This window comes from Nonomuraea aridisoli (assembly GCF_003236395.1).
Taxonomy (GTDB): domain Bacteria; phylum Actinomycetota; class Actinomycetes; order Streptosporangiales; family Streptosporangiaceae; genus Nonomuraea; species Nonomuraea aridisoli.
This window is the reverse complement of sequence record NZ_POUD01000028.1, coordinates 1-22962: the sequence shown is the minus strand read 5'-3', so window position 1 is coordinate 22962 and position 22962 is coordinate 1. Positions and strand designations below refer to the sequence as shown.

General features: G+C 72.1%; 22 protein-coding genes. 12 read left to right on the top strand and 10 right to left on the bottom strand.

The genetic code is table 11. The annotated features are described in order from the left end of the window. Window positions 1–152: 152 nt before the first annotated feature. Window positions 153–1232 (top strand): C45 family autoproteolytic acyltransferase/hydrolase, encoded by a 1080-nt coding sequence (locus tag C1J01_RS09930; protein WP_111178378.1) that lies wholly within the window; start codon window positions 153–155, stop codon window positions 1230–1232. 55 nt (window positions 1233–1287) lie between these two features. Beyond that, the gene (locus C1J01_RS09925; protein ID WP_235854353.1) at window positions 1288–2409 is read left to right on the top strand and encodes a CaiB/BaiF CoA transferase family protein; all 1122 of its coding nucleotides are present in this window, start codon (window positions 1288–1290) and stop codon (window positions 2407–2409) included. Window positions 2410–2538: 129 nt separating this feature from the next. Here the strand turns inward: C1J01_RS09925 and C1J01_RS09920 are convergent, their stop codons facing one another. Genes C1J01_RS09920 through C1J01_RS09900 form a run of 5 tightly spaced genes read right to left on the bottom strand, consistent with a single transcriptional unit; the run spans window position 2539 to window position 7817 of the window. After that, on the bottom strand, window positions 2539–3867 hold the full coding sequence (locus tag C1J01_RS09920) for a PBP1A family penicillin-binding protein (protein WP_146615531.1): 1329 nt from the start codon (window positions 3865–3867) through the stop codon (window positions 2539–2541). A gap of 47 nt (window positions 3868–3914) precedes the next feature. Next, window positions 3915–4706, bottom strand: coding sequence for an alpha/beta hydrolase (locus tag C1J01_RS09915; protein WP_220039825.1), 792 nt, complete (start codon window positions 4704–4706; stop codon window positions 3915–3917). Between the two features lie 47 nt (window positions 4707–4753). Further along, window positions 4754–5959 carry a metal-dependent hydrolase family protein gene (locus tag C1J01_RS09910; RefSeq protein WP_111178370.1) on the bottom strand — a complete coding sequence of 402 codons (1206 nt, stop codon included), beginning with the start codon at window positions 5957–5959 and terminating at the stop codon, window positions 4754–4756. Next, window positions 5956–6432, bottom strand: a complete 477-nt coding sequence (locus C1J01_RS09905) for a GAF domain-containing protein (RefSeq protein ID WP_111178367.1) — start codon at window positions 6430–6432, stop codon at window positions 5956–5958. The genes C1J01_RS09910 and C1J01_RS09905 overlap by 4 nt, the downstream gene beginning before the upstream one ends. After that, window positions 6429–7817, bottom strand: a complete 1389-nt coding sequence (locus C1J01_RS09900) for an MFS transporter (protein WP_111178364.1) — start codon at window positions 7815–7817, stop codon at window positions 6429–6431. Before C1J01_RS09900 ends, C1J01_RS09905 begins: the two co-directional genes overlap by 4 nt. 138 nt (window positions 7818–7955) lie before the next feature. On the opposite strand from C1J01_RS09900, the gene C1J01_RS09895 reads away from it, so the two are divergent. Then, window positions 7956–8831 carry a MurR/RpiR family transcriptional regulator gene (locus C1J01_RS09895; protein WP_111178361.1) on the top strand — a complete coding sequence of 292 codons (876 nt, stop codon included), beginning with the start codon at window positions 7956–7958 and terminating at the stop codon, window positions 8829–8831. 11 nt (window positions 8832–8842) lie between these two features. Here C1J01_RS09895 and C1J01_RS09890 read toward each other — a convergent pair whose 3' ends face one another. Both C1J01_RS09890 and C1J01_RS09885 read right to left on the bottom strand, forming a co-directional pair. Further along, entirely contained in the window at window positions 8843–9382 is a 540-nt protein-coding gene (locus C1J01_RS09890; protein ID WP_111178358.1) for a hypothetical protein, read from the bottom strand. A gap of 90 nt (window positions 9383–9472) precedes the next feature. Further along, the gene (locus C1J01_RS09885) at window positions 9473–9814 is read right to left on the bottom strand and encodes a winged helix-turn-helix transcriptional regulator (protein WP_111178356.1); all 342 of its coding nucleotides are present in this window, start codon (window positions 9812–9814) and stop codon (window positions 9473–9475) included. 98 nt (window positions 9815–9912) lie between these two features. On the opposite strand from C1J01_RS09885, the gene C1J01_RS09880 reads away from it, so the two are divergent. After that, on the top strand, window positions 9913–11004 hold the full coding sequence (locus C1J01_RS09880; protein WP_111178353.1) for an NAD(P)/FAD-dependent oxidoreductase: 1092 nt from the start codon (window positions 9913–9915) through the stop codon (window positions 11002–11004). 101 nt (window positions 11005–11105) lie between these two features. Here the strand turns inward: C1J01_RS09880 and C1J01_RS09875 are convergent, their stop codons facing one another. Continuing rightward, on the bottom strand, window positions 11106–11573 hold the full coding sequence (locus tag C1J01_RS09875; protein ID WP_111178351.1) for a DUF6194 family protein: 468 nt from the start codon (window positions 11571–11573) through the stop codon (window positions 11106–11108). A 62-nt stretch (window positions 11574–11635) separates the two neighbouring features. Between C1J01_RS09875 and C1J01_RS09870 the strand changes: the two genes are divergently transcribed. From C1J01_RS09870 to C1J01_RS09840, 7 genes are all read left to right on the top strand, one after another. After that, window positions 11636–12406 carry a MerR family transcriptional regulator gene (locus tag C1J01_RS09870; protein WP_235854352.1) on the top strand — a complete coding sequence of 257 codons (771 nt, stop codon included), beginning with the start codon at window positions 11636–11638 and terminating at the stop codon, window positions 12404–12406. Window positions 12407–12565: 159 nt separating this feature from the next. Next, a complete protein-coding gene (locus tag C1J01_RS09865) occupies window positions 12566–13399 on the top strand; it encodes an amidohydrolase family protein (RefSeq protein WP_111178345.1) in 834 nt (277 codons plus the stop codon). A gap of 50 nt (window positions 13400–13449) precedes the next feature. After that, window positions 13450–14430, top strand: a complete 981-nt coding sequence (locus C1J01_RS09860; protein WP_111178342.1) for a phosphotransferase family protein — start codon at window positions 13450–13452, stop codon at window positions 14428–14430. Between the two features lie 341 nt (window positions 14431–14771). Next, window positions 14772–15749, top strand: a complete 978-nt coding sequence (locus C1J01_RS09855) for an ABC transporter permease (protein WP_111178340.1) — start codon at window positions 14772–14774, stop codon at window positions 15747–15749. 1 nt (window position 15750) lies between these two features. Continuing rightward, window positions 15751–16593 carry an ABC transporter permease gene (locus C1J01_RS09850; protein ID WP_111178337.1) on the top strand — a complete coding sequence of 281 codons (843 nt, stop codon included), beginning with the start codon at window positions 15751–15753 and terminating at the stop codon, window positions 16591–16593. Beyond that, on the top strand, window positions 16590–18659 hold the full coding sequence (locus C1J01_RS09845) for an ABC transporter ATP-binding protein (RefSeq protein ID WP_111178334.1): 2070 nt from the start codon (window positions 16590–16592) through the stop codon (window positions 18657–18659). The genes C1J01_RS09850 and C1J01_RS09845 overlap by 4 nt, the downstream gene beginning before the upstream one ends. After that, the gene (locus C1J01_RS09840) at window positions 18656–20368 is read left to right on the top strand and encodes an ABC transporter family substrate-binding protein (RefSeq protein ID WP_111178331.1); all 1713 of its coding nucleotides are present in this window, start codon (window positions 18656–18658) and stop codon (window positions 20366–20368) included. Before C1J01_RS09845 ends, C1J01_RS09840 begins: the two co-directional genes overlap by 4 nt. A 48-nt stretch (window positions 20369–20416) precedes the next feature. Here the strand turns inward: C1J01_RS09840 and C1J01_RS09835 are convergent, their stop codons facing one another. Together C1J01_RS09835 and C1J01_RS09830 are read right to left on the bottom strand one after the other, a co-directional pair. Next, a complete protein-coding gene (locus tag C1J01_RS09835) occupies window positions 20417–21259 on the bottom strand; it encodes an NAD(P)H-binding protein (protein ID WP_111178328.1) in 843 nt (280 codons plus the stop codon). Continuing rightward, window positions 21256–22281: a saccharopine dehydrogenase NADP-binding domain-containing protein gene (locus C1J01_RS09830; RefSeq protein ID WP_111178325.1), complete on the bottom strand. Its 1026-nt coding sequence runs from the start codon at window positions 22279–22281 to the stop codon at window positions 21256–21258. The genes C1J01_RS09835 and C1J01_RS09830 overlap by 4 nt, the downstream gene beginning before the upstream one ends. Before the next feature lie 84 nt (window positions 22282–22365). On the opposite strand from C1J01_RS09830, the gene C1J01_RS09825 reads away from it, so the two are divergent. Further along, window positions 22366–22962 (top strand): TetR/AcrR family transcriptional regulator (locus C1J01_RS09825; RefSeq protein WP_111178322.1); only part of this gene is annotated, 597 nt, incomplete at its 3' end.

The window sequence follows — 22962 nt, the reverse complement described above, 5'->3', positions numbered from 1 at the left end:
GCCCTCGCCCACATGCTACTTCCCCGAAAAACGTCACCCTGAGTCACGGAGCGGCCGCCGTACGTGGGTTCCGCGCGCCCGTCGGCGGGGTAGAGGCCTTGCTCTCCGGTGCCGGTAACCGCCGCGCGGCGCGCTGAGATGATGGACAGATCATGACATTTCCCGTTTTCTCCTCCAGTCAGATCGAGCCGAGCGCCCGTGGCAAGGAGTTCGGCACCCGCCTGCGACCGAGGATCCTCGCCAACCTGTCCGGCTACACCGACCTGTTCACCGTCGCCGGCGCGACCGGCGACCAGGTGCGCGCGTGGGCCGAGCGCGCGCTCGACCGGAGCGCCGCCTGGGCGCCCGGCCTGGCGGACGAGATCGCCGGGATCGCCGCCGGCGCCGGGCTCGAACCCTGGCAGGTCGCCGCGGTGAACGCCCGCACCGAGATCCTGGCCGCCATCGACGCGACCACCGGCGCCATCGCCGGCGAGGGCGAGTGCTCGACCTCCGTCGTGCTGCCCGACGCGGCCCCGGCGCGCACGGTGCAGACCTGGGACTGGCACGACCACCTGCGCGACGCCCCCGTCCTGTGGGAGCTCGAGCCGCGCCCCGGCCACGTGGTGCGCACGTTCACCGAGGCGGGGTCACTGGCCAAGATCGGCGTCAACACGGCCGGGCTCGGCGTGCACTTCAACATCCTGCGCCACCGCTCCGACACCGGCGACGTGGGCGTGCCCGTGCACCTGATCGCCCGCCGGATCCTCGAGGAGGCCGCCACGGTGGAGGAGGCGGCCGGCATCGCGCGGTCGGCCGAGGTCTCCGCGTCGACCGTGATCACCGTCGTGACCGCGTCGGAGGCGGCGTCCGTCGAGATCTCCCCGGCCGGCGTCGCCGTCATCCCGCCCGGCCCCGACGGCGTGCTGCTGCACTGCAACCACTTCCTCGACCCCGTCCTCGCGCCCGGGGAGCGGCACGCCTCCGACCGGCCCGGCACGTACGACCGGCAGCGGCACCTGCGCGCGAACGTGGCGGGGCTGAGCCGCGCCGACCTGACCGCGCGGGCGCACGCCATGCTCAGCCACGGCCCCGACGACGCCCCCGTCTGCGCCCACCCCGACCTCACGCAGCCGATCAACCAGCGGTGGGAGACGGTGGCCACGATCGGCCTCGACGTGACGGCCGGGCGGCTGCGGGTGCACCACGGCGGGCCCTGCCGGGTCACCGAGGCGACGTGGCAGACGTTCTGACCCGCGTGCGTGCGGGGTCTCGCCGCGTGCGTAGGGTGGTCGCGAGGTGGTGCGTGTGAGCGGGGCGCTGTCGGGGCTGCTGGTGGCCGACTTCAGCCGGGTGCTGGCGGGGCCGTACTGCACGATGCTGCTGGCCGACCTCGGGGCGGAGGTGGTCAAGGTCGAACGGCCCGGCGCCGGCGACGACACCCGCGCCTGGGGGCCGCCGTACGCCGACGGGGAGGCCACGTACTTCCTCGGCGTCAACCGCAACAAACGCTCGATCGCTCTCGACCTGCGGGCCGACACGGAGGTCGCCCGCGCCCTGGCCGCCCGGGCCGACGTGCTCGTGGAGAACTTCAAGCCCGGCACGATGGACCGCCTCGGCCTCGGTTACGACGCGCTGCGGAAGCTCAACCCGGGGCTGGTGTACTGCTCGATCACCGGCTTCGGCTCCGGCGAGGGCGCCCACCTGCCCGGGTACGACCTCATCGCGCAGGCCGCCGGCGGGCTCATGAGCATCACCGGCGAGCCCGGCGGGCCCGGCATGAAGGCGGGCGTCGCGGTGGCCGACGTCATCACCGGCCTGCACGCCGGGTTCGGCATCCTGGCCGCCCTGCGCCACCGCGACGTCACCGGTGAGGGCCAGCACGTCGAGGTCTCGCTGCTGTCGTCGGTGCTCTCCGCGCTCACCAACCACGCCTCCTCCTACGCCGCCGCCGGGGTCGTGCCCCGCGCGATGGGCAACCGGCACCCCAGCATCGTCCCGTACGAGGTGTTCCAGGCGGCCGACCGGCCGATCGTCATCGCGGCGGGCAACGACGGCCTCTTCCGCGCCCTGTGCCTCGCCCTCGACCGGCCGGACCTGGCCGACGACGACCGCTACGCCACCAACGCCGGCCGGGTGGCCGCCCGCGAGCCGCTCGTCGCCGACCTGAACGCCGCCCTGGCCACGCGGAGCGCCGACGACTGGTTCGAGCGGCTCACCGCCGCCGGGGTGCCGTGCGGGCCCATCAACGACCTGGCCGCCGCGTTCGCCCTGGCCGAGCGGCTCGGCCTGGAGCCCGCCGTACGGCTCGACGGCGTCGGCCAGGTCGCCAACCCGCTCCGCCTCAGCGCCACCCCGCCCACCTACCGACACCGGCCCCCGTCCCTCGGCCAGGACGCGGAGTGGGTCCGCGACCTCCTGGACGACTGAGGCTCATGCCGCCGCCTCCAGGCGTCTGACGGCCGCTGCCCCGCGCGAGGGCCTGCCGTACTGCTGCGGTTCTACGCCGACCAGATCCGGGCCGCGCAGGCCCCCGGGCCCCTCGACCGCCTGACCTGATCAGCCGGGCGGGCAGGCTTTGCGGCAGCCGCCGAAGCGGGTCTCGTCGAGGGCGGTGAACGGGGTTTCCGGGGTGCCGGCCAGGGCGGCGCGCATCGACTCCTTCCAGATCGCGCCGGCGACGTCCGTGCCCGAGACCTCCTGGTGGCGGCGGCCGCCGATGGTGACGTCGGTCAGGGTGCGGCGGACGCCGCCGGACGGGAAGCCGAGGCTGACGGCCGAGGCGAGGTCGGGCGTGTAGCCGGCGTAGCCCGCCGCGGTGAAGGCGTCGGCCGTGCCGTCCATGCCCGCCGCGTCGCGGCCGAGGCCCTCGAGCGGGCTCGCCGCCAGGGCCTGCGCCAGCACCGCGGTCACGGCGTCCGCGACCGGCGCCTCCAGCTCCTGCTCGCAGGCCGGCGGGAAGGCCCGGACGACGCCTCCGTCGGCGATGACCTCGGTGACCACGCGCGGCGCGCAGTGCCGGCCGCGGGCGGCCAGAGTGGCGTAGGAGGAGGCGACCGCGACTGCGTCCACCTCGTTGACGCCGAGCGCGAACGTCTCGTACTCCTGCAGCGGCGCGCCGTCGGCGCGCGCGAGCCCGAGCCGCTGGGCCATCTTCACGCTCTCGCACAACCCGACCGTCTCGGTCAGCTTCATGAAGAACGTGTTCTCGGCGGCGACCGTGCCGGAGCGGAGGGTGGTGAAGGCCGCACCGTCGTCCGTCCGGTTGACGACGGTGTGGGTGGGGTCGCCGACGCTCTCGCCCGCGCAGTTCTTGAACGACGCGTACGCCGGCGCCTGATAGCCGTCGCCGGTGGACAGGCCGTCGTCGAGGCGCATGCCGCTTTCCAGGGCGGCGGCCAGCGGATAGACCATCGCGCTGGTCCCCTGCTGGACGCCGCTGGAGTGGTGGGCTCCGCCGGGGTGACCGCCGCGGGTCGCCAGCGCCTTGATCTCGCCGGTGCCGGGCGCGATCACGGCCTGGGCGGCCACCGGCTCGTCGCCCGGATCGACGTGCCGCTCGACGGCCTGTTCGACGGCCCGCTGCACGCGCGGGTCGATCGCCGTCCTGATCGTCAGGTCGCCGCGCCGCACCAGGGTCGCGTCGCTCGCCGACAGCTCGGCCCGCACCCGCTCGCACAGGTACGCGTTCCGGCTTGCCGCGCAGTCGCCGGTGAACTCCTCGATGACCGCCCCCTGGACGTCGACCAGCACGCTGGGGCGTACGGCGGCCACGGCCAGGTGATCCCTGGCCGGCTCCGCGCCGGAGACGAGTCGTGGAACCAGGACCGCCGAGCCTGCCAGCACCACCGCCACGGCCACGCCGGCGGCGACGTGTAAGGGTCTCACGCCGCGGATCCTACGACGGTGCGGGCACCGCGGACAGGCCGGGCCCGCTACCGCGATCCGCGTCCGGCCAGCTCCACCACCGCGTCGACCAGCTCGCGGCCGTTCAGCATGACCAGGTCGTTGTGCCCGGCTCCGGCGATCTCCACGGCCGTCGCCCCGGCCGCCTCGGCGACCGCCCGGCTCAGGCGCGGGGGCACGATCGTGTCGCGGGCGCCGTACACGACCACGACCGGCGCCCGCACCCGGCCGATGTCGGGGACGACGGGGAAGCGGTCGCGCAGCAGCGCGCGTACCGGAAGGAAGGGGTAGTTGACCTGGCCGGCGTCGGCCAGGTCGGTGAACGGCGAGCGCAGCACCAGCCCGGCGGGCGGGTGCTCCAGCGCGAGCCGCGTCGCGACCGCCCCGCCGAGGCTCTCGCCGAAGTAGACGACGCGCGGGCCGCCGACGAACGCCCGGGCGGCGAGCGCGTCGAGGTACAGGCCCTCCTCGGTGGGGCTGCCCGGGTTGCCGCCGTAGCCGCGGTAGTCCATCAGCAGCACCGGCAGCCCCTGCTCCGCCAGGGCGCGGGCCAGCGGCGCCCGGTGCAGCCGGTTGCCCGCGTTGCCGCCCATCACCAGGACGGTCACGTCGTGGCGGCCGGGCACGTACCAGGCCGCGAGGCGCAGACCGTCACGCGTCGTGAACGACACGTCCCGCGCGCCCGGGATCACCGACGCGGCCGGCGGCACCGCGCCCCGGTCCGGCAGGTAGATGAGCCGCCGCTGAAACACCCAGAGCAGCCCGAGCAGCAGAACCAGCACCACGACGACCACGAGGGCGGTGCGCGTCAGCGTCGTCACCCCGCCCACGCTACGCACCCCGCCCTCGCACCGCACCGGAGGGCGGGTCAGGTGATGATGCCGGCCTGCACGACGTGGCGGAGGTGCTTGGGGTCGGCGGGGACGCCGGCGTCCTCCAGCGGGTCGCCGTCGAGGACGAGGAGGTCGGCGTGGGCGCCGACCTCGAGGGTGCCGATCTCGCCGGTCATCCCCAGCAGCTCGGCGGCGCCGCACGTGGCCGCGCGGAGCACGTCGAGAGGTCGCTGCACCTCGGCGCGGAGGCGGAACTCGTGGCTCTGGTGACGGTGCATGCCGCCGAGCAGGTCGGTCCCGAACGCCAGTCGCACGCCGCCGCGCGCGGCCCGCTCCAGCGCCGTCAGCCCGGCCTCCAGCACCTCGTCCACCTTGCGCCAGCTGCCCTCCGACAGCCCGAACGCCCGCCCCTCCTCCTTCAGCGCCCAGTACGTCACCAGCGTCGGCACCAGGAACGCGTCGTGGCGCCGGAACAGCTCGACGCTCGTGTCGTCGATCAGGTTCCCGTGCTCGATCGAGCGCACGCCCGCTTCGAGCGCCCGGTTGACGGCCCGCGCGGTGTAGGCGTGGGCGGCGACGTACCGGTTGGCGGCCTCGGCCTCGGCCACGATGGCGCGCAGCTCGTCCATGGAGTACTGGGTCGAGTCGATGCGGTCGGTGGGGGAGGCCACGCCGCCGGAGGCCATCACCTTGACGTGGGTGGCGCCCTTGCGCAGCTCGTCGCGGGCCGCGGCGCGCACGGCGTCGACGCCGTCGGCGACCCGTCCGATGCCCGCGCAGCACGGGTGGTCGTCGACGTGCTGCTCGCCCCGGCCGCGGAAGTCGGAGTGGCCGCCGGTCTGGCTCAGCCCCTTGCCGCAGAACAGCAGCCGCGGCCCCCGGACGAGGCCCTCGGCCTGCGCGTCGGCCAGCCCGAAGTCGGCGCCGGAGTTGTCACGGACGGTGGTGAAGCCCCGGTCCAGCATGCCGCCCATGATGCGGGCGGCGTGCGCGGTGACGTACGACGGCGACATCGTGCGCAGCGCGCCGAGGTCCGCGGTCGAGGCGGTGACGTGCACGTGGGCGTCGATCAGGCCGGGCACGACCCGGGCGCCCGCGAGGTCGAGCACCCGCGTGCCGTCGGGGGCGCGCAGGTTCGTCCCGGTCTCGGCGATGCGACCGTCGGCGCAGCGCAGGTCGCCTTCGGTGTATTCGCCGGTCGCCACGTCGAGCAGCATCGCGTTGCGCAGCAGCAGACTCATGCGGCACCTCCGCGCCGCGCCCGGGCGGCGCCTTCGCGCTGTGCCGTGGTGGCGTCTTCGCGCAGTGCGGCGGCGGCCTCGCCGGCCAGGGCCTGCGCCGCCGCCACCGAGCTCTCGTCGTAGCGGCCCTCGGCGTCGAGCAGGTTGAGCACGCCGACCACCTCGTCCCCGTCCACGACCGGCACGTTGACGACGGCGCCGCAGCCGAGGCTCTCGATCAGCTCGTGGTCGGCGAAGATCTCCCGCACGGCGGCCCGGTCCTTGCCGAGGTACGGCCGCCGCCCCTCGACACACGTGGCCAGCCACCCCTGGGCGACCTCGACGGTCTTCTCACCGCCCACCGGATACTGCTCGGGGTGGCTGCTGTGCACCCGGCGCAGCGCCCGCCGTTCCGGCACCCAGGCGAGCACGGTGAACAGCCGCACGCCCACCTCCCTGCGCACCCTCTCCTCCAGCTGGGTCAACGTGGTCACCTGGTGGCCTCCTGCACGGGGGGTTCGGTCAGCTCTTCAAGGGATTGCCCGGCCGTGGCCAGGCCGAAAACGATCACACACACCACCCCGGCCACCAGCACCGCGGTCGTCAGGCCGAACACGCCCGCGAACCCGAGGCTCGCCGCGGAGAACCCGATGATCGTCGGGGCGAGGATGCTGCCGACCCGGCCGAAGGCGCTCGACAGCCCGGTGCCCGTGGCGCGGATCCAGGTGGGGAACACCTCGGGGGTGTAGGAGTAGACGCCTGCGTACGTGCCGTTCAGGAAGAACGACAGCACCGCGCCCGCGACCGTGATGGAGACGGGCGAGTCCATCTGCGACAGCCAGAACGCGCTGACCGCCGAGCCCGCCAGGTAGAGGGCGATGGTGTTCTTGCGGTCCAGCCGCTCCGACAACCAGGCGGCGGAGAAGTAGCCGGGGATCTGGGCGAGGTAGATGATGATCGAGAACTCGAAGCTCTTGGTGACGGTGATGCCGCGGTTGACCAGCAGCGTCGGGATCCACGAGAAGAACCCGTAGTACGAGAACGTGATCACGAACCACACCAGCCAGATCACCCCGGTGCGCTTGGCCATGGCGGGGCTCCACAGGAAGCGCAGCGCGGTCAGCAGGTTCACCTTGCGGGCCGTCTCCGAAGGAGCGGCCGAAGGGGCGACGGCGGTCTCGGGCACCGGGGGCAGCGGCGCGCCGGTGGCCCGCTCGACGCGGCGTTCCAGGTCGGCGACCACCGCCTCGGCCTCGGCCGTACGGCCCTGATGCAGCAGGTAGCGCGGCGACTCCGGCAGTGAGCGCCGCCACCACAGCAGCATGAGGATCGGCAGCGCGGTGATCACCTGCGCGATCCGCCAGCCGTCGTCGAACGTGGGCACCACGAAGCGCCCGATCAGCGCGGCCATCACGAACCCGAACGAGAAGAACCCGGCCAGCGCGCCGATGAACCACCCACGCCGGTCGGCCGGCACGAACTCCGACAGGAACGGCGCGATGATCGCGCTCTCCGCGCCCGCGCCGGCCCCGGCCAGCACGCGCGCCACCAGGAACACCTCGTAGGAGGGCGCGAACGCGGCCACCACGGAGAAGACGGCGTAGAAGGCGAGCGCGTACATCATCACTTTTTTGCGGCCGATGCGGTCGCCGAGCAGGCCCGCCACGGTCGCGCCGAACAGGAACCCGAACGGCGTCGCGGACCCGATGAAGCCGAGCTGGCCATCGGACAGGCTCCAGGCGTCCTGCGCGCTCGGCAACAGGAACGCGACCACCGCCGAGTCCATGCCGTCGAAGGTGTAGCCGAGCCCGCCGATCAGCAGGAGGACATAGTGGGGGCGGCTCAGCGGGAGCCGATCGAGACGGGCCAACAAGGACATGGACGCACCTTCCCAGGTCCTACGGGGAGACTGGGAAGCAACATATAGTGCGAAATGTCAAGAATGCAATGGTCATTGCAGGAAGGCTGATGATAGCGGCGAACTGCGTAGCATGGTGCCGGCCGAGGGAGGATCACGGTGACAGAGCGCGCCGCCGACAGCTTCGAAGACTGGCTGCGTGAGCGGCTGCCCGAGCGCGGCCTGCGCGGCAAGGCCGCCGTCGTCGTGGAGCTCCTGCTGTCACAGCCGCGCCGCGCGTCCTTCGCGTCGGCGGGGGAGCTGGCCCAGGTCGCGGGCGTCAACGTCGCGACCGTCACCCGTACGGCGCAGGCGCTCGGCTTCGCGGGTTGGCCGGCGCTGCAACTGGAGCTGCGCGCCCGCTATCTCTCCTCGCTCAGCGCGGGGCAGGTCGCCGCCGAGCACCGGGGCACCGGCTCGCCCAGCTCCCGCTCGCTGCGCCGCGACCTCGACAGCCTGGCGCTGCTCAACCGGCGCATGGACGAACGCGTGCTGCTCACGATCGCGCAGGCCGTCGCGGCGGCGCGGCGCACCGTCATCGTCGCCGACGGCAGCTACGCCGCCGTCGGTCTCGCCCTCGCCCACAACGCCCGCCTGGCGGGCTATCCCGTGGCGGCGGTGACGTCGGGCGACGCGGAACTGGCGAACACGGTCTCCACCGTCGCCGCCGGCGACGTGCTGATCGCGATCAGCTTCTGGCGTCTGTACGAGAGCACGGTGCTGGCGGCCAACGAGGCCGGGTCGCGGGGCGCGCGGGTGTTCGCCATCACGGACGCGGCCAGCCCGGCGCTGGCGAACGCGGCGGAGGAGGTCGTGCTGGTGCCCGCCGAAGGGGAGGCGTTCTTCCCGTCGCTGACCGCCGGGATGGCCGTCGCCCAGGCCCTCGTCGCCCAGCTCGCCGCCGTCGACCCGGCCCGTACGGGCGCCTCCATCGAGGCGGCGGAGGCCATGTGGGCCAAGTTCGGCCTCCTGCACCGCCGCCCCGCGACCCCCTGAGGGTCAGGGGGTCAGAGCCAGCTGGCGCGGACGCTGGTGGCCGACTCGGCGCCGGCGGGCACGTCGGGGGAGGCGGCGCGCACCTGGTCCAGCAGGCGGGAGACCGTCTCGACGATCTCGGGGGCGCGCTCGCGCAGGCCGCGTACGTCCTCCGGGGTCACCTCGTCGCGGGCGACGCCCGCCTCGTCGAGGACGCCCTCGAGGTCGGCGAGGCGTTCCCCCAGCCAGGCCAGCGGCTCCTTCGACAGCCGCTCGTCGAACACCCGCCGCCCCGGCTCCCACCCCCGCGTGCCCGGGTGGTGGTGGGTGCGGTCGAAGCTGCCCGGCGTGCCCTCGACGGACTCCAGCAGGTCGACGCGCCAGATCGGCCGGTCGATGCCGATCGGGCGGGCGGAGTAGATGGAGCCCTTCAGCTCGCCCTGCTCCAGCCTGCGCAGCTCGAGCCGCACGCCGCGTTCGGCGCCCTCCTGGCCGGGCAAGGGGGCCGGGTCGACGAAGTAGATGTCACTCACGGCCACGCCGATCCGCTCGAAGCCGAAGAGGTAGAGCACGGGAACCACGTCCTTCGCAGGTGTCGGGGCACGCCTCGAATCTCAACGTAACACCGCATATCGGACGATCAACCCCCAACCGCCCCAGGCTCAGGTCGCGGGCAGGTGCTCTTCGGCCCAGCGTGAGATCTGGTGGAGCGCCGGAATGAGGGCCCGCCCGCCCTCCGTCAACTCGTACGACACCGTCACCGGCGGCCCCTCGTCGACGCGGCGGGTGATCAGGCCCGCCTTGCACAGCTCGGCCAGCCGGTCGGAGAGCACCGAGTCGCTCACGCCGCCGATGGCCCGCGACAGCTCCCGAAAGCCCGCGGGGCCGGAGCCGAGGCTGCCCAGCAGCAGGCCGTTCCAGCGCTTGCCGAGCAGGGTGAACGCCCGGGTGAGGGCGGCGTCGCCGCGGGCGCAGCTTTCCAGGTCGTGTCGCGTAGGCGCCATCCCTCCAAGCTAACAGATCAGATGCTGCTTTGATTTTAGAAGTAAGTACGAATAACCTAGCCGCACCTTCCTTCCTAGTTCCCCTGCTTGGAGATGTGATGAGCGAGAACGCGCGGCCGAGCGTCGTGGTGGTCGGCGGCGGATACGCCGGCTTCAAGGTGGCCAAGCTCCTCGACGACGTCGCGGACGTGACGCTGGTCGACAAGACCGACACGTTCATGCACAACGTCGCGGCGTGGCGGGCGCTGGTCGAGCCGGAGTGGCTGGAGCGGATATTCCTGCCCTACCGCCGTCTGCTGGCGCGCGGCAGATTCGTCCAGGACAGCGTCGTGGAGGCCGACGGCCGCCGCGTGCGGCTCGCCTCCGGGCAGGTCCTGGAGCCCGACTACCTGGTGCTGGCGACCGGGTCGTCGTACCCGTTCCCGGCGAAGATCGACGAGCCGGACGTCGGGTCGGCCAGGGCCAGGGCGCGGGCCGCGCACGAGGCGCTGGCCGGCTCGGAGCGCGTGCTGCTCCTCGGGGCCGGGCCGGCCGGGCTGGAGCTGGCGGGGGAGATCAAGACGACGTTCCCCGGCAAGCACGTGATCCTCGCCGACGCGGCGTCCGACATCCTCCAGGGGCCGTTCGACGACGAGCTCCGCGTCGAGCTGCGCAAGCAGCTCGCCGACCTGGGCGTCGAGCTGCGGCTCGGCGCCGCGCTGCGCGGCCTGCCGAGCGTGCCGCCCGCCGTCGCCGGGCCTGTCAGCGTCGTCACGGAGGCGGGGGAGGAGCTGACGGCCGACGTCTGGTTCCGCTGCTTCGGCGTCGTGCCGCGCACCGACTACCTGCGCGGCTCGCTCGCCGCCGCCCGCGACGAGCGCGGCTACGTACGGGTGGACGAGCGGCTGCGGGTCGCCGGGCACGAGCGGGTGTTCGCCGTCGGCGACATCGCCGACGCCGACCGCAAGATGGCCGGGTTCGCCGGCGCCCAGGGCGAGCTGCTCGCGGCGAACCTGCGCGCGCTGATCACCGGCGAAGGTGAGCAGCAGGACTACGAACGGCGGCCGCCGGTCATCCTCGTCCCGCTGGGCCCGGAGGGCGGCGCCGGCTACCTGCCCGACTACGGCGGGTTCGTGGGCCGCGAGGTGACCTCGCAGATCAAGGGCCAGGCAATGCTCCTGGACATGTACACCGGCCACTTCGACGCCTGAAGCGCCGGGAAGGACTCCGGCCCGGGGCCAACGGCGTCCCCGGGCCGGATGAAGGGTTCGCGCGGCTCCAAGCGGCCGGTCCTGAGCCGGTCCTGAGCCGGTCAGCGCGCCGCGGCCCGCCGTTCGTAGCGGCCGCGGGCGAGGCGGTGGGCCGTGCGCAGCAGGTCACGGACCGCCGCCTCCGTGCGCGGGCCCGGGTTCACCACGGCGAGCCAGCCGAGTTCGCCGTAGACGGGGTGCGCGATCACGGTGTCCGCCACGCTCGGATCGGCGTCGTCCGGGCCCGGGTCGCGCGGCTCGTGGCCGGTCCAGCTCACGAAGGCGTCCTTGCCCGCGAAGAGGTTCAGCCGGAAGGCGTCCGGCCGGTTCAGCCGCGAGCCCTCGTCGCCGGGGTAGTCCTTCGTCACGATCGTCGCGAACGGCTGGGTCTTCGGGACGACGCCGTCGGGAGCGTAGTAGACGAACACGTCGCCCCAGCTGGTCTCGGGTGAACCATCGCCGGGCCCCGGCCTGAGCACGAGAACCCCGCCGAGGCCGTCGAGGAACTTGATGATCTCGTCAACGTCCATGCGTTCTAGCATTCCATTCAACCGCTTATGGAGACTTTTCACGAAAGAGCCGAGGTCGTAGCGTGCGAAGCCGCAACTCGCCAGGAATGCGCACCGCCGACATCGCACGGCGGACCGGGTACTCCGTGCAGCAGATCCGCAATCTCGAGCGCGACGGTGTGCTGCCCCCGGTGGGACGCACGCCCACCGGTTACCGCGTCTACGCCGAGCCGCACGTCCAGGCCGTGCTGGCCTATCGCGCACTCGCGGCCGGCACGGGCCCGGTCGAGGCCAAGCGGATCCTGCGCGCCGCGCACGCGCGCCCGCTGTCGGATGCGCTGTCGGATGCGCCGTCGGATGCGCCGTCGGACGCGCTGTCGGATGTGCCGTCGGAGGCGCTCGCCCTCCTGGACGCGGCACACGCCCGGCTCGACACCGAGCGCCGTGAGCTCGCCCTGGCCAGGCAGGCCGCCGAGGCCATCACCGCGGAACCGATCGACGCCGTGCGCCCCTCGGACACGATGAGCATCGCCGAGCTCGCCGCCGCGCTCGGCGTGCGCCCGTCGACCTTGCGGCACTGGGACGCGGAAGGTCTCGTCGTCCCCGGCCGCGACTCCGTACGAGGCCCGCGACGCTACTCACCCGGCCAGGTGCGCGACGCGCGCGTGGTCCACCAGCTGCGCATGGCCGGCTACCGCATAGCTCCGCTCAGATCCCTGATGCCGCAGCTGCGCCGCGGCCACCGCTGGGAGGAGGTGCGCGGCACGCTGGCCGCCAGGGACGCCAGCATCGACACCCGTTCCCGAGCCCTGCTCGAAGCCGCCGTCGCACTCCACGCGGTGCTCGCACGATGACGGATCCGCCCGACGGCGTCCGTACGGGGGCGCGGCCGGCCTCGTCGTCCCGGTGATCAGCGGCCGCACCCCGGCCGCGTCGCCCGGCACCGGCGCGCCGACGTGGTCGTGGCAAGATCCTGACCGAGCCGTACCGACCCGCACGGAGCTGGAACCCCCATGAACCGCATCGACGCCCACCACCACGTCTGGGACCCGCTCGCCCGCCCGCACGCCTGGCTGGAGCCCGAGGAGATGGCGCCCGTACGGCGCACGTTCACCCTCGACGATCTCGCCGGGCACGCCGCCGCGGCCGGGGTGACCCGCACGGTGCTCGTGCAGGTGCTGCCCGACCTCGATGAGACGCGCGAGTTCCTGGCCCTGGCCGCCGCGTCGGAGCTGGTCGCCGGGGTGGTCGGCTGGATCGACCTGACGGCGCCCGACGCCGCCGACACGCTGGCCGCGCTGCCCGCCGGGCTCGTGGGCGTGCGCCACGGCGTGCAGTCCGAGCCCGATCCGGCCTGGCTCACCCGCCCCGACGTGCGCCGGGGCCTGGCCGCCGTGGCCGCCGCCGGGCTGGCCTACGACCTGCTCACGCTGCCGCACCAGCTGCCCGCCGCCGTCGAGACGGTGGCCGCGCTGCCCGAGCTGACGTTCGTGCTCGACCACCTGTCCAAGCCGCCGATCGCCTCCGGCGAGCTGGAGCCGTGGCGCGCGCGGGTCCGCGAGCTGGCCGCGCATCCCAACGTCTGCTGCAAGCTGTCCGGCATGGTCACCGAGGCCGACTGGGCCTCCTGGCGGGTGGCCGATTTGCGACCGTACGCAGAGGTGGTGCTGGAGGCGTTCGGGCCCGAGCGGGTGATGTTCGGCTCCGACTGGCCGGTGTGCCTGCTGGCCGCCGAGTACGAGCAGGTCGCCGCGGCGGCCGACGAGTTGTGCGCCGGGCTGTCGGAGCACGAGCGCGCCGAGGTCTTCGCCGGCACCGCGCGGCGCGCGTACCGGCTCGGGGGCTGACCGGTTGATGCGGCGTGCGGGCCGCCGGGGGCGTTCGGCAGGATGGCGGCGTGGATCTGCGAACAATCGCGCGCGACGGCGGCGCGTTCCAGCAGCCGGTGACCTCCGAGCACATCCGGCGGATCTGCCGTCGCGTCCTCGGGCGGGACGCGGTCTCAGCCGTCGAGCTCGGCTGGGGGAGTTACAACACCACCTACCGGGTCACCGTCGAGGGGCTGGAGCGGCCGGTCGTGCTGCGGTTCGCGCCCGAGCCGGCCCGCCAGTTCGCCTCCGAGCGGGAGCTGATGCGCAACGAGTACGCCACCGTGCCGTACCTGTCGGTGATCGCCCCGCTGATGCCGCGGGTCCTCGCGGCCGACTGGTCGCACGAGCTGATCGGCCGCGACTACATGGTGCAGACGTTCCTCGACGGCGTCCCGGCCCCGGAGCGCCTGCCCGGCTACCCGCGGGCGTCCTGGACGTCCTTCTACCGGCGGCTCGGCGAGATCACCCGCGCCGTCCACGACGTGCGCGGCCCGGCGTTCGGCCCCGTGGCGAACCCGGCGTACGCCACCTGGGGCCAGGCGGTCACCGCGTCGCTGTCGCAGATCGCCGCCGACCTGGAAGGGGCCGGACTCGACGCCGCCGACGTGCGCCGGGCCGCGGCCCTGGCCGCCGAGCGGCGCGAGCTCCTGGACGAGATCGCCGAGCCCCGCCTGCTCACCGGCGACCTGTGGACGGTCAACACCATGCTCGCCCCGGACGCCCCCGAGCCCACGATCACCGGGGTGTTCGACTTCGACCGCACCTGGTGGGGCGACCCGGCCGCCGACTGGACCATCCGCCTGGCCTCGGCCAAGCAGGACGAGCGCGTGGCGTTCTGGGAGGCGTACGGGCCCCCGGACCGCACCCCGGCCGCGGTCTGGCGGTCCCTGGTGTACGAGGTCCGCCATCTCGGCGCCGTCCGCCTGGAGCGCCACCGGCTCGGCGACGCGGCCGGCGTCCTGGCGTCCTACTCGGAGGTGGCCGTCGTGCTCGCCGATATGGGGTGACATGCGTCTCGGGATATGACGTGCATCACTTTCTCTACGCGTCAATATATGTCCGGATTCTGTGACGTAGAGGGTGTCGAGAGGCATGCGAAGTGATCGTTACGGAACGTGTTCGAGCACGTCATGGGGCTGCGCTCGGGTATCGGACAGGTCCCGATGATCTTTTGGTGGTGACCTGACCGTTATGTGGTGCCGTTTCTGACTGTTATATTTTTGCTTATATTCTTTCGCCCTGATCGCCACCTGCTCGTCAGTTGAATTTCAAACGACGAGGCGGGTATACGTCGCGGCGCCGCCTCCCCAGGCGGACGCTCGCGCCCGATCAGCGCGAACGGAGAGTAATGGGCAAGTACCTGCTCCGCAGGTTGGCAATAAACGTGATCCTGGTCGCCCTCGCGGCCAGCCTCGCGTACATGCTCGCGGCCACCACCATGAACCCGCGGGCCACATACCAAGGACGCCAACCTCCCATCCCCGAGGCGGTCATCGACCAGACCCTCGACGCCTACAACCTCAACGACAAGACCCCGGTCCTGCAGCGGTACGCGACCTGGGCCTCCGGCGTCATCACGGGCGACTTCGGGAAGACCTGGAACGGCGGCTCCGTCAACGCCGAGATGGGCCGGCGGATCTTCGTCAGCCTCAGGCTGCTGCTCATCGGCACCGTCCTCGGCTTCGCCGTGGGGGTGGCGCTGGGGGCGGTCTCGGCGGTCAGGCAGTACAAGCTCAGTGACCGGTTAATAGGCGTCAGCTCGTTCGTGATCATGGCGATCCCGGTGTTCGTGCTGGCCACTCTCCTCGCGATCGCCACCTACAACCTCAACCGGGGCCTGGGGTTCACGCTGATCGAGTACACCGGCGAGTACAACCCCAGACTCTCGGGCTGGGACCAGTTCCTCAACCGGCTGAACCACCTGATCCTGCCCACCATCTCCCTCAGCCTGGGCTCGATCGCCTTCTACAGCCGCATCCAGCGCAACATGATGCTCGACGTGCTCGGCCAGGACTTCGTCCGCACGGCCATGGCCAAGGGCCTGCGCCGCAGGACCGCGCTCACCAAGCACGCGCTGCGCACGGCGCTGATCCCGTCCGCCACGTACTTCGCCTTCGCGTTCGGAACGATGTTCACCGGAGCCATCTTCACCGAGAAGATCTTCGCCTGGCACGGCATGGGCGCCTGGCTGGTCGACGCCATCAACGCCCAGGACGTCAACTCCGTCGCCGCGGTGACGTTCTTCACCGCGATCTGCGTCCTGTTCGCCGCCTTCCTGTCGGACCTGCTGGTGGCGGCCCTCGACCCCCGGGTGCGGGTGAGCTGACATGCGTTCGAAGGTCGTTCTCAGGCGCCTGCTCAAGAACCGGCAGGCCCGCTACGGCTTGGCCGCGCTGGTCATCCTCGTGGCGCTGGCCTACATCGGCCCGTTCTTCGGCAACTACGAGTGGACGGAGAAGGACTTCCTGTCCTTCCTGTCGCCCCCCGGCCCCGACCACTGGTGGGGCACGACGGCGATCGGCCAGGACATGTACGCGATCACCCTGCGCGGCATGCAGAAGTCGATCGTCATCGGGCTCCTGGTCGCCGTCATCTCGACGGGGCTGGCCGCGATCGTGGGAGCGTTCGCCGGATATTTCGGCGGATGGGTGGACCGGTTGCTGATGTCGGGCGTGGAGCTGCTCCTCGTCCTGCCGAGCTTCCTCATCATCGCGATCGTCTCGCCGCGGCTGAAGGCCGACTCCTCCTGGCTGTGGTTCGTGGTGCTGCTGGCCGCGTTCTCCTGGATGGTCACCTCCAGGGTGGTGCGCAGCATGACGATCTCGCTGCGCGAGCGCGAGTACGTCCAGGCCGCCGTCTACATGGGCATCCCGCGCTGGAAGATCATTTTCCGGCACATCGTGCCCAACATGTCCTCCCTGCTGATCATCGACGCGACGCTCAACGTCTCCGCGGCGATCATCGGTGAGGCGGCGCTGTCCTTCTTCGGCTTCGGCATCCAGCCGCCGGACGTCTCGCTCGGCACGCTCATCGCGAGCGGCTCCGACAACGCCAGCGGCTATCCGTGGCTGTTCGCCTTCCCCGCGGGCCTCCTGGTGCTCCTCGTGCTCAGCGTGAACCTCATCGGCGACGGCCTGCGTGACGCACTCGACCCCGGGAGCAACTCGTGAGCATCTTGGAGGTCAAGGACCTCACCGTCACCTTCCCCGGCGGCATCCAGGCGGTGCGCGGGGTGTCGTACGAGGTCGAGCGCGGCGAGGTGCTCGGCATCGTCGGCGAGTCGGGCTCGGGCAAGTCGGTCACCTCGCTGGCGATCATGGGCCTGCTGCACCGGAACGCCGTGGTCAGCGGCTCGGTGAAGCTGCACGGCCGCGAGCTGATCGGCATGAAGGAAGACGAGCTGATCAAGGTCCGCGGCAAGTCGATCAGCATGATCTTCCAGGACCCGTTGTCGGCGTTCACGCCCGTCTACACCATCGGCGACCAGATCGCCGAGGCCGTGCGCGTGCACCAGAAGATGAACAAGGACAAGGCCGCCAAGCGGGCCGTGGAGCTGCTCGACCTCGTCGGCATCCCGCACCCCGACGTGCGCGCCAAGGCCTTCCCGCACGAGTTCTCCGGCGGCATGCGGCAGCGCGCGATGATCGCCATGGCCATCGCCAACGACCCCGACCTGCTGATCTGCGACGAGCCCACCACCGCGCTCGACGTCACCATCCAGGCGCAGGTCCTGGAGGTGCTCAAGACCGCGCAGCAGGAGACCGGCGCCGGCATCGTGATGATCACCCACGACCTCGGCGTCATCGCCGGCATGGCCGACCGGGTGCTCGTCATGTACGCGGGCCGGCCGGTCGAGCAGGGGTCGGTGGACGACATCTACTACCGGCCGCGCATGCCGTACACGATGGGGCTGCTCGCCTCGATCCCCAGGATCGACGGCGAGGAGGGGGCGCTGGTGCCGATCGAGGGCAACCCGCCCTCGCCGGCGTCGCTGCCGCCCGGCTGCCCGTTCGCGCCGCGCTGTCCCATGAAGGTGGACCTGTGCGACGAGGAGGAGCCGCCGCTCGTGCCGTTCGGCGGCGAACGGCACGTCGCCTGCATCCGCGCGCAGGAGATCGAGCACAAGGGCCTGACCGGCGCCGACGTGTTCCCCGTGCCGATGATCCCGCCGAGCGACGTGGTGCGCGTGCCGCGCGCCGAGCGCCCCACCGTGCTGGAGCTGAACGACATGATCCGGCACTACCCGCTGATGAAGGGCGCCGTCTTCAAGCGCCGCGTCGGCACGGTGCACGCGGTCGACGGCATCAGCTTCGACATCGCCGAGGGCGAGACGCTGGCCCTGGTCGGCGAGTCCGGCTGCGGCAAGACGACCACGCTGCAGCAGATCATGCAGCTCGCGCCGCCGCAGGGCGGCCGGGTCGTCGTGCTCGGCAAGGACAGCGCCGAGATCGACTCCGCGACGCGCCGGGCGCTGCGCCGGGACGTGCAGATCGTCTTCCAGGACCCGATGGCCGCGCTCGACCCGCGCATGCCGGTCGGCGACATCATCGCCGAGCCGCTGCGCGCCCACGGCAGGAAGAACGTGCAGGCCCGGGTCGCCGAGCTGCTGGACCTGGTCGGGCTCGCGCCCGAGCACGCCGAGCGCTACCCGCAGCAGTTCTCCGGCGGCCAGCGGCAGCGCATCGGCATCGCCCGCGCGCTCGCGCTGGAGCCGAAGCTGGTCGTCCTGGACGAGCCGGTATCGGCGCTCGACGTCTCCATCCAGGCGGGTGTGATCAACCTGCTGGAGGAACTGAAGAACACCCTCGGGTTGTCGTACCTTTTCGTCGCCCACGACCTGGCTGTCGTCAGGCACCTGGCCGACCGGGTGGCCGTGATGTACCTCGGGAAGATCGCCGAGATCGGCACCGTGGAGAACGTCTACGACCACCCCGCCCACCCCTACACGCAGGCGCTGCTGTCGGCGATCCCGCTGCCCGACCCGGAGCTGGAGCGCAGCCGCAAGCGGATCCTGCTCGAAGGAGACCTGCCCAGCCCGGCCGACCCGCCATCGGGTTGCCGGTTCCGTACGCGCTGCCCCAAGTTCGCCCGCCTCAGCGAGGCCGAACGGCGGCGGTGCGTGGACGAAGAGCCCTCGGTTGCTCGGCTGGCGAACACCGTGGACCACGGTGCCGCCTGCCATTACGCGGAGGAGATCGAGGTCATCACGGCCTCGGACGATCAGGAGGAAAAGTGAAGGTTCGTTACCGGGCGGCCGCGGGCATCGCGGTCCTGGCCCTGGCCGTCGCAGCGTGCGGCGGAGGTGGCGGCGAAACAAACCAGCCGAACGCCGAGCAGTCGCAGCAGGCCCAGCAGGCGATGTCGCAGACGCCTGCCATCAGCATCAACCCCATCCCGTACGAGCAGGTCAAGGAGGGCGGCACGCTGACGCTGGCGATCGGCCAGTGGCCCTCGCAGTGGAACCCCGCCCACGTCGACGGCAACCAGGCCGACACGGCCGACATGCTGGACCCGATCCTGCCGCAGCTGCTGATGGCGGACGAGAACGCGACGTTCACCCCGAACCCCGACTACGTCACCGACGTCAAGAACGAGACGGTGGACGGCAAGCAGGTCGTCACCTACACGCTCAACGACAAGGCCCAGTGGTCGGACGGCACGCCGATCACCTGGAAGGACCTCGAGGCGGCGTGGAAGGCCGCCAACGGCTCGAACGACAAGTACAAGCCGGCCTCCACGGACGGCTGGAAGCAGATCGAGTCGGTCGAGCAGGGCGACTCGGAGAAGGTCGCGGTCATCACCTTCTCCCAGCCGTACCCGGAGTGGGAGGGCCTGTTCAACCGCGGCACCTTCCACCTCGTCCCGGCCAAGCACATCGACACGCCGGAGAAGTTCGACAACGACTACCTGCAGAAGATCCCGGTCACCGCGGGCCCCTTCAAGGTCGAGAAGATCGACGAGGGCACCAAGACGCTGACCCTCGCGCGTGACGAGAACTGGTGGGGCAGGAAGCCCAAGCTCGACAAGATCATCTTCCGGGGCATCGAGTCGCCCGAGGCGCAGGTGAACGCGTTCGCCAACGGCGAGCTCGACGCGGTCGAGATCCCCTCCGGCTCCCCGGCCGAGCTCAAGCGGGCCAAGGAGGTGCCGAACTCCGACATCCGCAAGGCGCTCAGCCCGGACTGGCGGCACTTCACGGTCAACAACCAGAGCGAGTTCCTGAAGGACAAGACCGTCCGGCAGGCGGTCGCGTACGCGATCAACCGGGACGCCATCGCGCAGTCCTCGCTGAAGGACATGGACTGGCCGGTGCAGACGCTCGGCAACCACGTCTTCATGAACAACCACAAGGGCTACGTCGACAACTCCGGCGACCTCGGCAAGTACAACCCGGAGAAGGCCAAGCAGCTCCTCGACCAGGCGGGCTGGAAGCTGGACGGCCAGGTCCGCAAGAAGGACGGCAAGGAACTCAGCCTGAGGTTCGTCATCCCGACGGGCACGCCGGTGTCGCAGTCGGAGAGTGAGCTGGCCCAGGCCATGCTGCAGGAAGTCGGGATCAAGGTCAACATCCAGGCTGTCCCGCTCGACAAGTTCTTCAACGACTACATCATCAAGGGCGACTTCGACGTCACGCCGTTCGCGTGGATCGGCACGCCGCTGCCGATCGGCTCGCTGGCGCAGATCTACAAGACCGGCTCCGACAGCAACTTCCCCAAGGCCAGTGACCCGGCGGTCGACGCCGCGATCGACGCGGCCGTGGCCGAGACCGACCCGGCCAAGGCCATCGAGCTCGCCAACGCCGCCGACAAGCTGATCTGGGACATGGTGCACACCATCCCGCTGTACCAGCGGCCCAACATCCAGGCGACGAAGAAGACGCTCGCCAACTGGGGCGCGCGCGGCTACAAGTACCTCGACTACACCGAGGTCGGCTTCACCGGCTGATCCCCTGAGGTGACGAACCCCCGGCCGTACCCCCGGCCGGGGGTTCTCTCATGCACCGGTGAATTCCCGTAGCGTCAGCGGCGCTCTGCCGCCGTAACGTTCGATGCTCTCGGTGACCCGGTAGAGCGGGTGGTCGCCGGAGCCGATGAAGCGGAAGAGCGCCCACAGGTGGGTCAGATGCTCGACCGTGTACGGATCGCCGTACACCTCCATCGCCCACCCCTCCCATTCCTGCGGCGGCACGTCCTCGTACGGCACCCCGAACGCCCGCGCAGCCTCGCCGGCCGTCGCCATCTGCCCGGTCACCAGGCACACCGGGTCGGCCGGCGCGGGGTCGAGCAGCAGCCCGGCGCCCACCCTCGCCACATCCTCGCCCGCGACCAGCGGGATCCAGGTGTCCGCCGGGCCGAGCGGCAGGGCCAGCCGGCCCGCCGCCGCGACCACGACGGCCAGGTTCTCGAAGAACACCGCCGCCCGCAGGTGCACCGCGCCCACCCCGGCCCGGTCGAAGACCTGCTCGGCCACCCAGTGCCGGCGCATGCGCGGCGTGCCCGCCACGGGGGAGGCGTCGAGCTGCGACACCTCGACGACGCGGGTCACTCCTTCCTCGCGGGCCGCCGCCGCGAACGCGGCCGCGGCGTCCAGCAGGCCCGCCGTCACCGGATAGGTGAAGAACGCCCGCCGCACGCCCCGCATCGCCGGGCGCACGTCGGCTATCTCGCGCAGGTCGCCGACGACCACCTCGGCGCCGAGCTTGCGCAGCTCCTCCGCGCGGTGGTCGTCGGTGCGCACGAACGCCCGCACCTGCTCGCCGCGCGCCGGCAGCAGGCCGGCGACGTGCCGGCCGGTCGATCCCTGCGGCCCGCCGGCCGCTCCCGTGACGAGGATCATCGGTCCTCCGGAAGGGCGAGGGTGAACAGGCCGAGCCGTTCCAGGTCGCGCAGGAAGGCTTCGGCGGGGAACGCCTCGGCCGGGCCGTACACGCCGGGGCCGGGCCCGCCGCCGTCGGCCAGGCGGACGGCGGCCTCGACGGAGGCCACGGCGCTCATGCGCCACAGGTCGCGCCCGCTCGCCTGCCCCGCCCGGCCGCCGTCCCCGGTGATCACCTGGACGGCGACCGTGAAGTCCGAGTCCGCCCGGGTGGCCGCGTCCACGTGCTCGCTGGTGAACGCCTGCTCCTCCTCGAACGTGTGCGCCGTCAGCTGCGCCTCCACCCGCCGCGCGGCCACGTGCCGCGGCACCGTGACGACCTCGGAGAACGGCACCGGCGCGATCATCGTGCGCGGCCCGAGCGGCGGCGGGAACGGGAAGACGGCGTTGCGCGGCTCGACGTAGCCGACGTGCCGGGCGCCGTCGGTGTACGTGATGCGCCGCGTGTCGGCGAACAGCAGCTCGGCCGTCCTCCTGGCCCCCGTGGTGAGCCGCCAGCCGCTGACCGCGTACGCGGTGACGACCCGCTCGATGTCCGTCATGCCGGCGGCCACGGTGCCCGCGAGCAGGTCGCCGAGGCCGCCGTAGAAGCTCATCGCGGTGACCATGGTGATCCCTTGCCGCCGTGCGGGCTCGGCCATGGCGTCGAACATCCAGGCCGTGTGATGCTGCTCCAGCGCGTGGTCGACGTAGTGGCAACCGCCCCCGGCCGCCGCCTCGGCGACGGGCCGGCCGGTGTGCGTGAACGGCCCCGCGCAGTGGATCACCACGGACGCCCGTGCGGCCAGCTCGCGCAGCGCGTCCTGATCGTCGAGGGCCGCCTGGTGGACCGGGGCGCCGCCCAGCTCGTCGGCCAGCGCCTTGAGGGCGCCGGCGTCCCGGCCGGCCAGGATCACGTCCCGGCCGCGGTCGCGTAACCCGGTCGCGACCAGGCGCCCGGTGTGGCCCGTGGCGCCGTAGACGGCGATGTGCGGTGGAGACATGACCCACCTCCATGATTCATACTGTCGGTACGTAACTAGGCTCGAAGTTACGTACCGCGAGTATGCAAGTCAATGGGGAGCACGATGATCCGCCGTACCCAGGCAGAGCGTTCGGACGAGACGACGGCGCGGCTGGTGCGCGCCGCGCGTGATCTGTTCGGCGCCGACGGCTACGCGGCCACGACGATCGACGCCGTCGCCGCCGCGGCCGGGATGACCAAGGGCGCCGCGTACCACCACTTCGCCGGCAAGGCGGAGCTGTTCCGGGCGGCCTTCACCGCCGAGCTGGCCGACGTGGCCGCCCGGCTGGAGCGGGCCGCCGCCGAGGAACGCGACCCGTGGGCGGCGCTCAGCCGCGGCGCCCGCGCGTTCCTGGAGCACTGCCTCGACCCCCGCTTCCGCCGCATCGTCCTCCTGGACGCCCCCTCGGTCCTGGGCTGGGAGACCGTCCGAGAGATCGAGTACGCCCACACCCTGCGCGTCCTCCTCACCGGCCTCCGCCAGGCCACGACCGCGAACACGAACGGGCCCACGGACGGGAGGTCGAACGGGTCCACGGGCGGGTCCACGTCCGCGGGCGGGGCCGCGGACGGCGACGTGGGCGGGGCCGCGGACGGGCGGCTGCCCGCCCGCGCGCAGCTGCTGTTCGGGGCGCTGTGCGAGGCCGGTATGCTCCTGGCC

Coding starts and splice junctions, on each gene's coding strand:
- C1J01_RS09930 (WP_111178378.1), top strand. CDS start 153: ATGACATTTCCCGTTTTCTCCTCCAGTCAGATCGAGCCGAGCGCCCGT.
- C1J01_RS09910 (WP_111178370.1), bottom strand. CDS start 5,959: ATGAGTCTGCTGCTGCGCAACGCGATGCTGCTCGACGTGGCGACCGGC.
- C1J01_RS09900 (WP_111178364.1), bottom strand. CDS start 7,817: ATGTCCTTGTTGGCCCGTCTCGATCGGCTCCCGCTGAGCCGCCCCCAC.
- C1J01_RS09885 (WP_111178356.1), bottom strand. CDS start 9,814: ATGGCGCCTACGCGACACGACCTGGAAAGCTGCGCCCGCGGCGACGCC.
- C1J01_RS09880 (WP_111178353.1), top strand. CDS start 9,913: ATGAGCGAGAACGCGCGGCCGAGCGTCGTGGTGGTCGGCGGCGGATAC.
- C1J01_RS09875 (WP_111178351.1), bottom strand. CDS start 11,573: ATGGACGTTGACGAGATCATCAAGTTCCTCGACGGCCTCGGCGGGGTT.
- C1J01_RS09865 (WP_111178345.1), top strand. CDS start 12,566: ATGAACCGCATCGACGCCCACCACCACGTCTGGGACCCGCTCGCCCGC.
- C1J01_RS09855 (WP_111178340.1), top strand. CDS start 14,772: ATGGGCAAGTACCTGCTCCGCAGGTTGGCAATAAACGTGATCCTGGTC.
- C1J01_RS09850 (WP_111178337.1), top strand. CDS start 15,751: ATGCGTTCGAAGGTCGTTCTCAGGCGCCTGCTCAAGAACCGGCAGGCC.
- C1J01_RS09835 (WP_111178328.1), bottom strand. CDS start 21,259: ATGATCCTCGTCACGGGAGCGGCCGGCGGGCCGCAGGGATCGACCGGC.
- C1J01_RS09830 (WP_111178325.1), bottom strand. CDS start 22,281: ATGTCTCCACCGCACATCGCCGTCTACGGCGCCACGGGCCACACCGGG.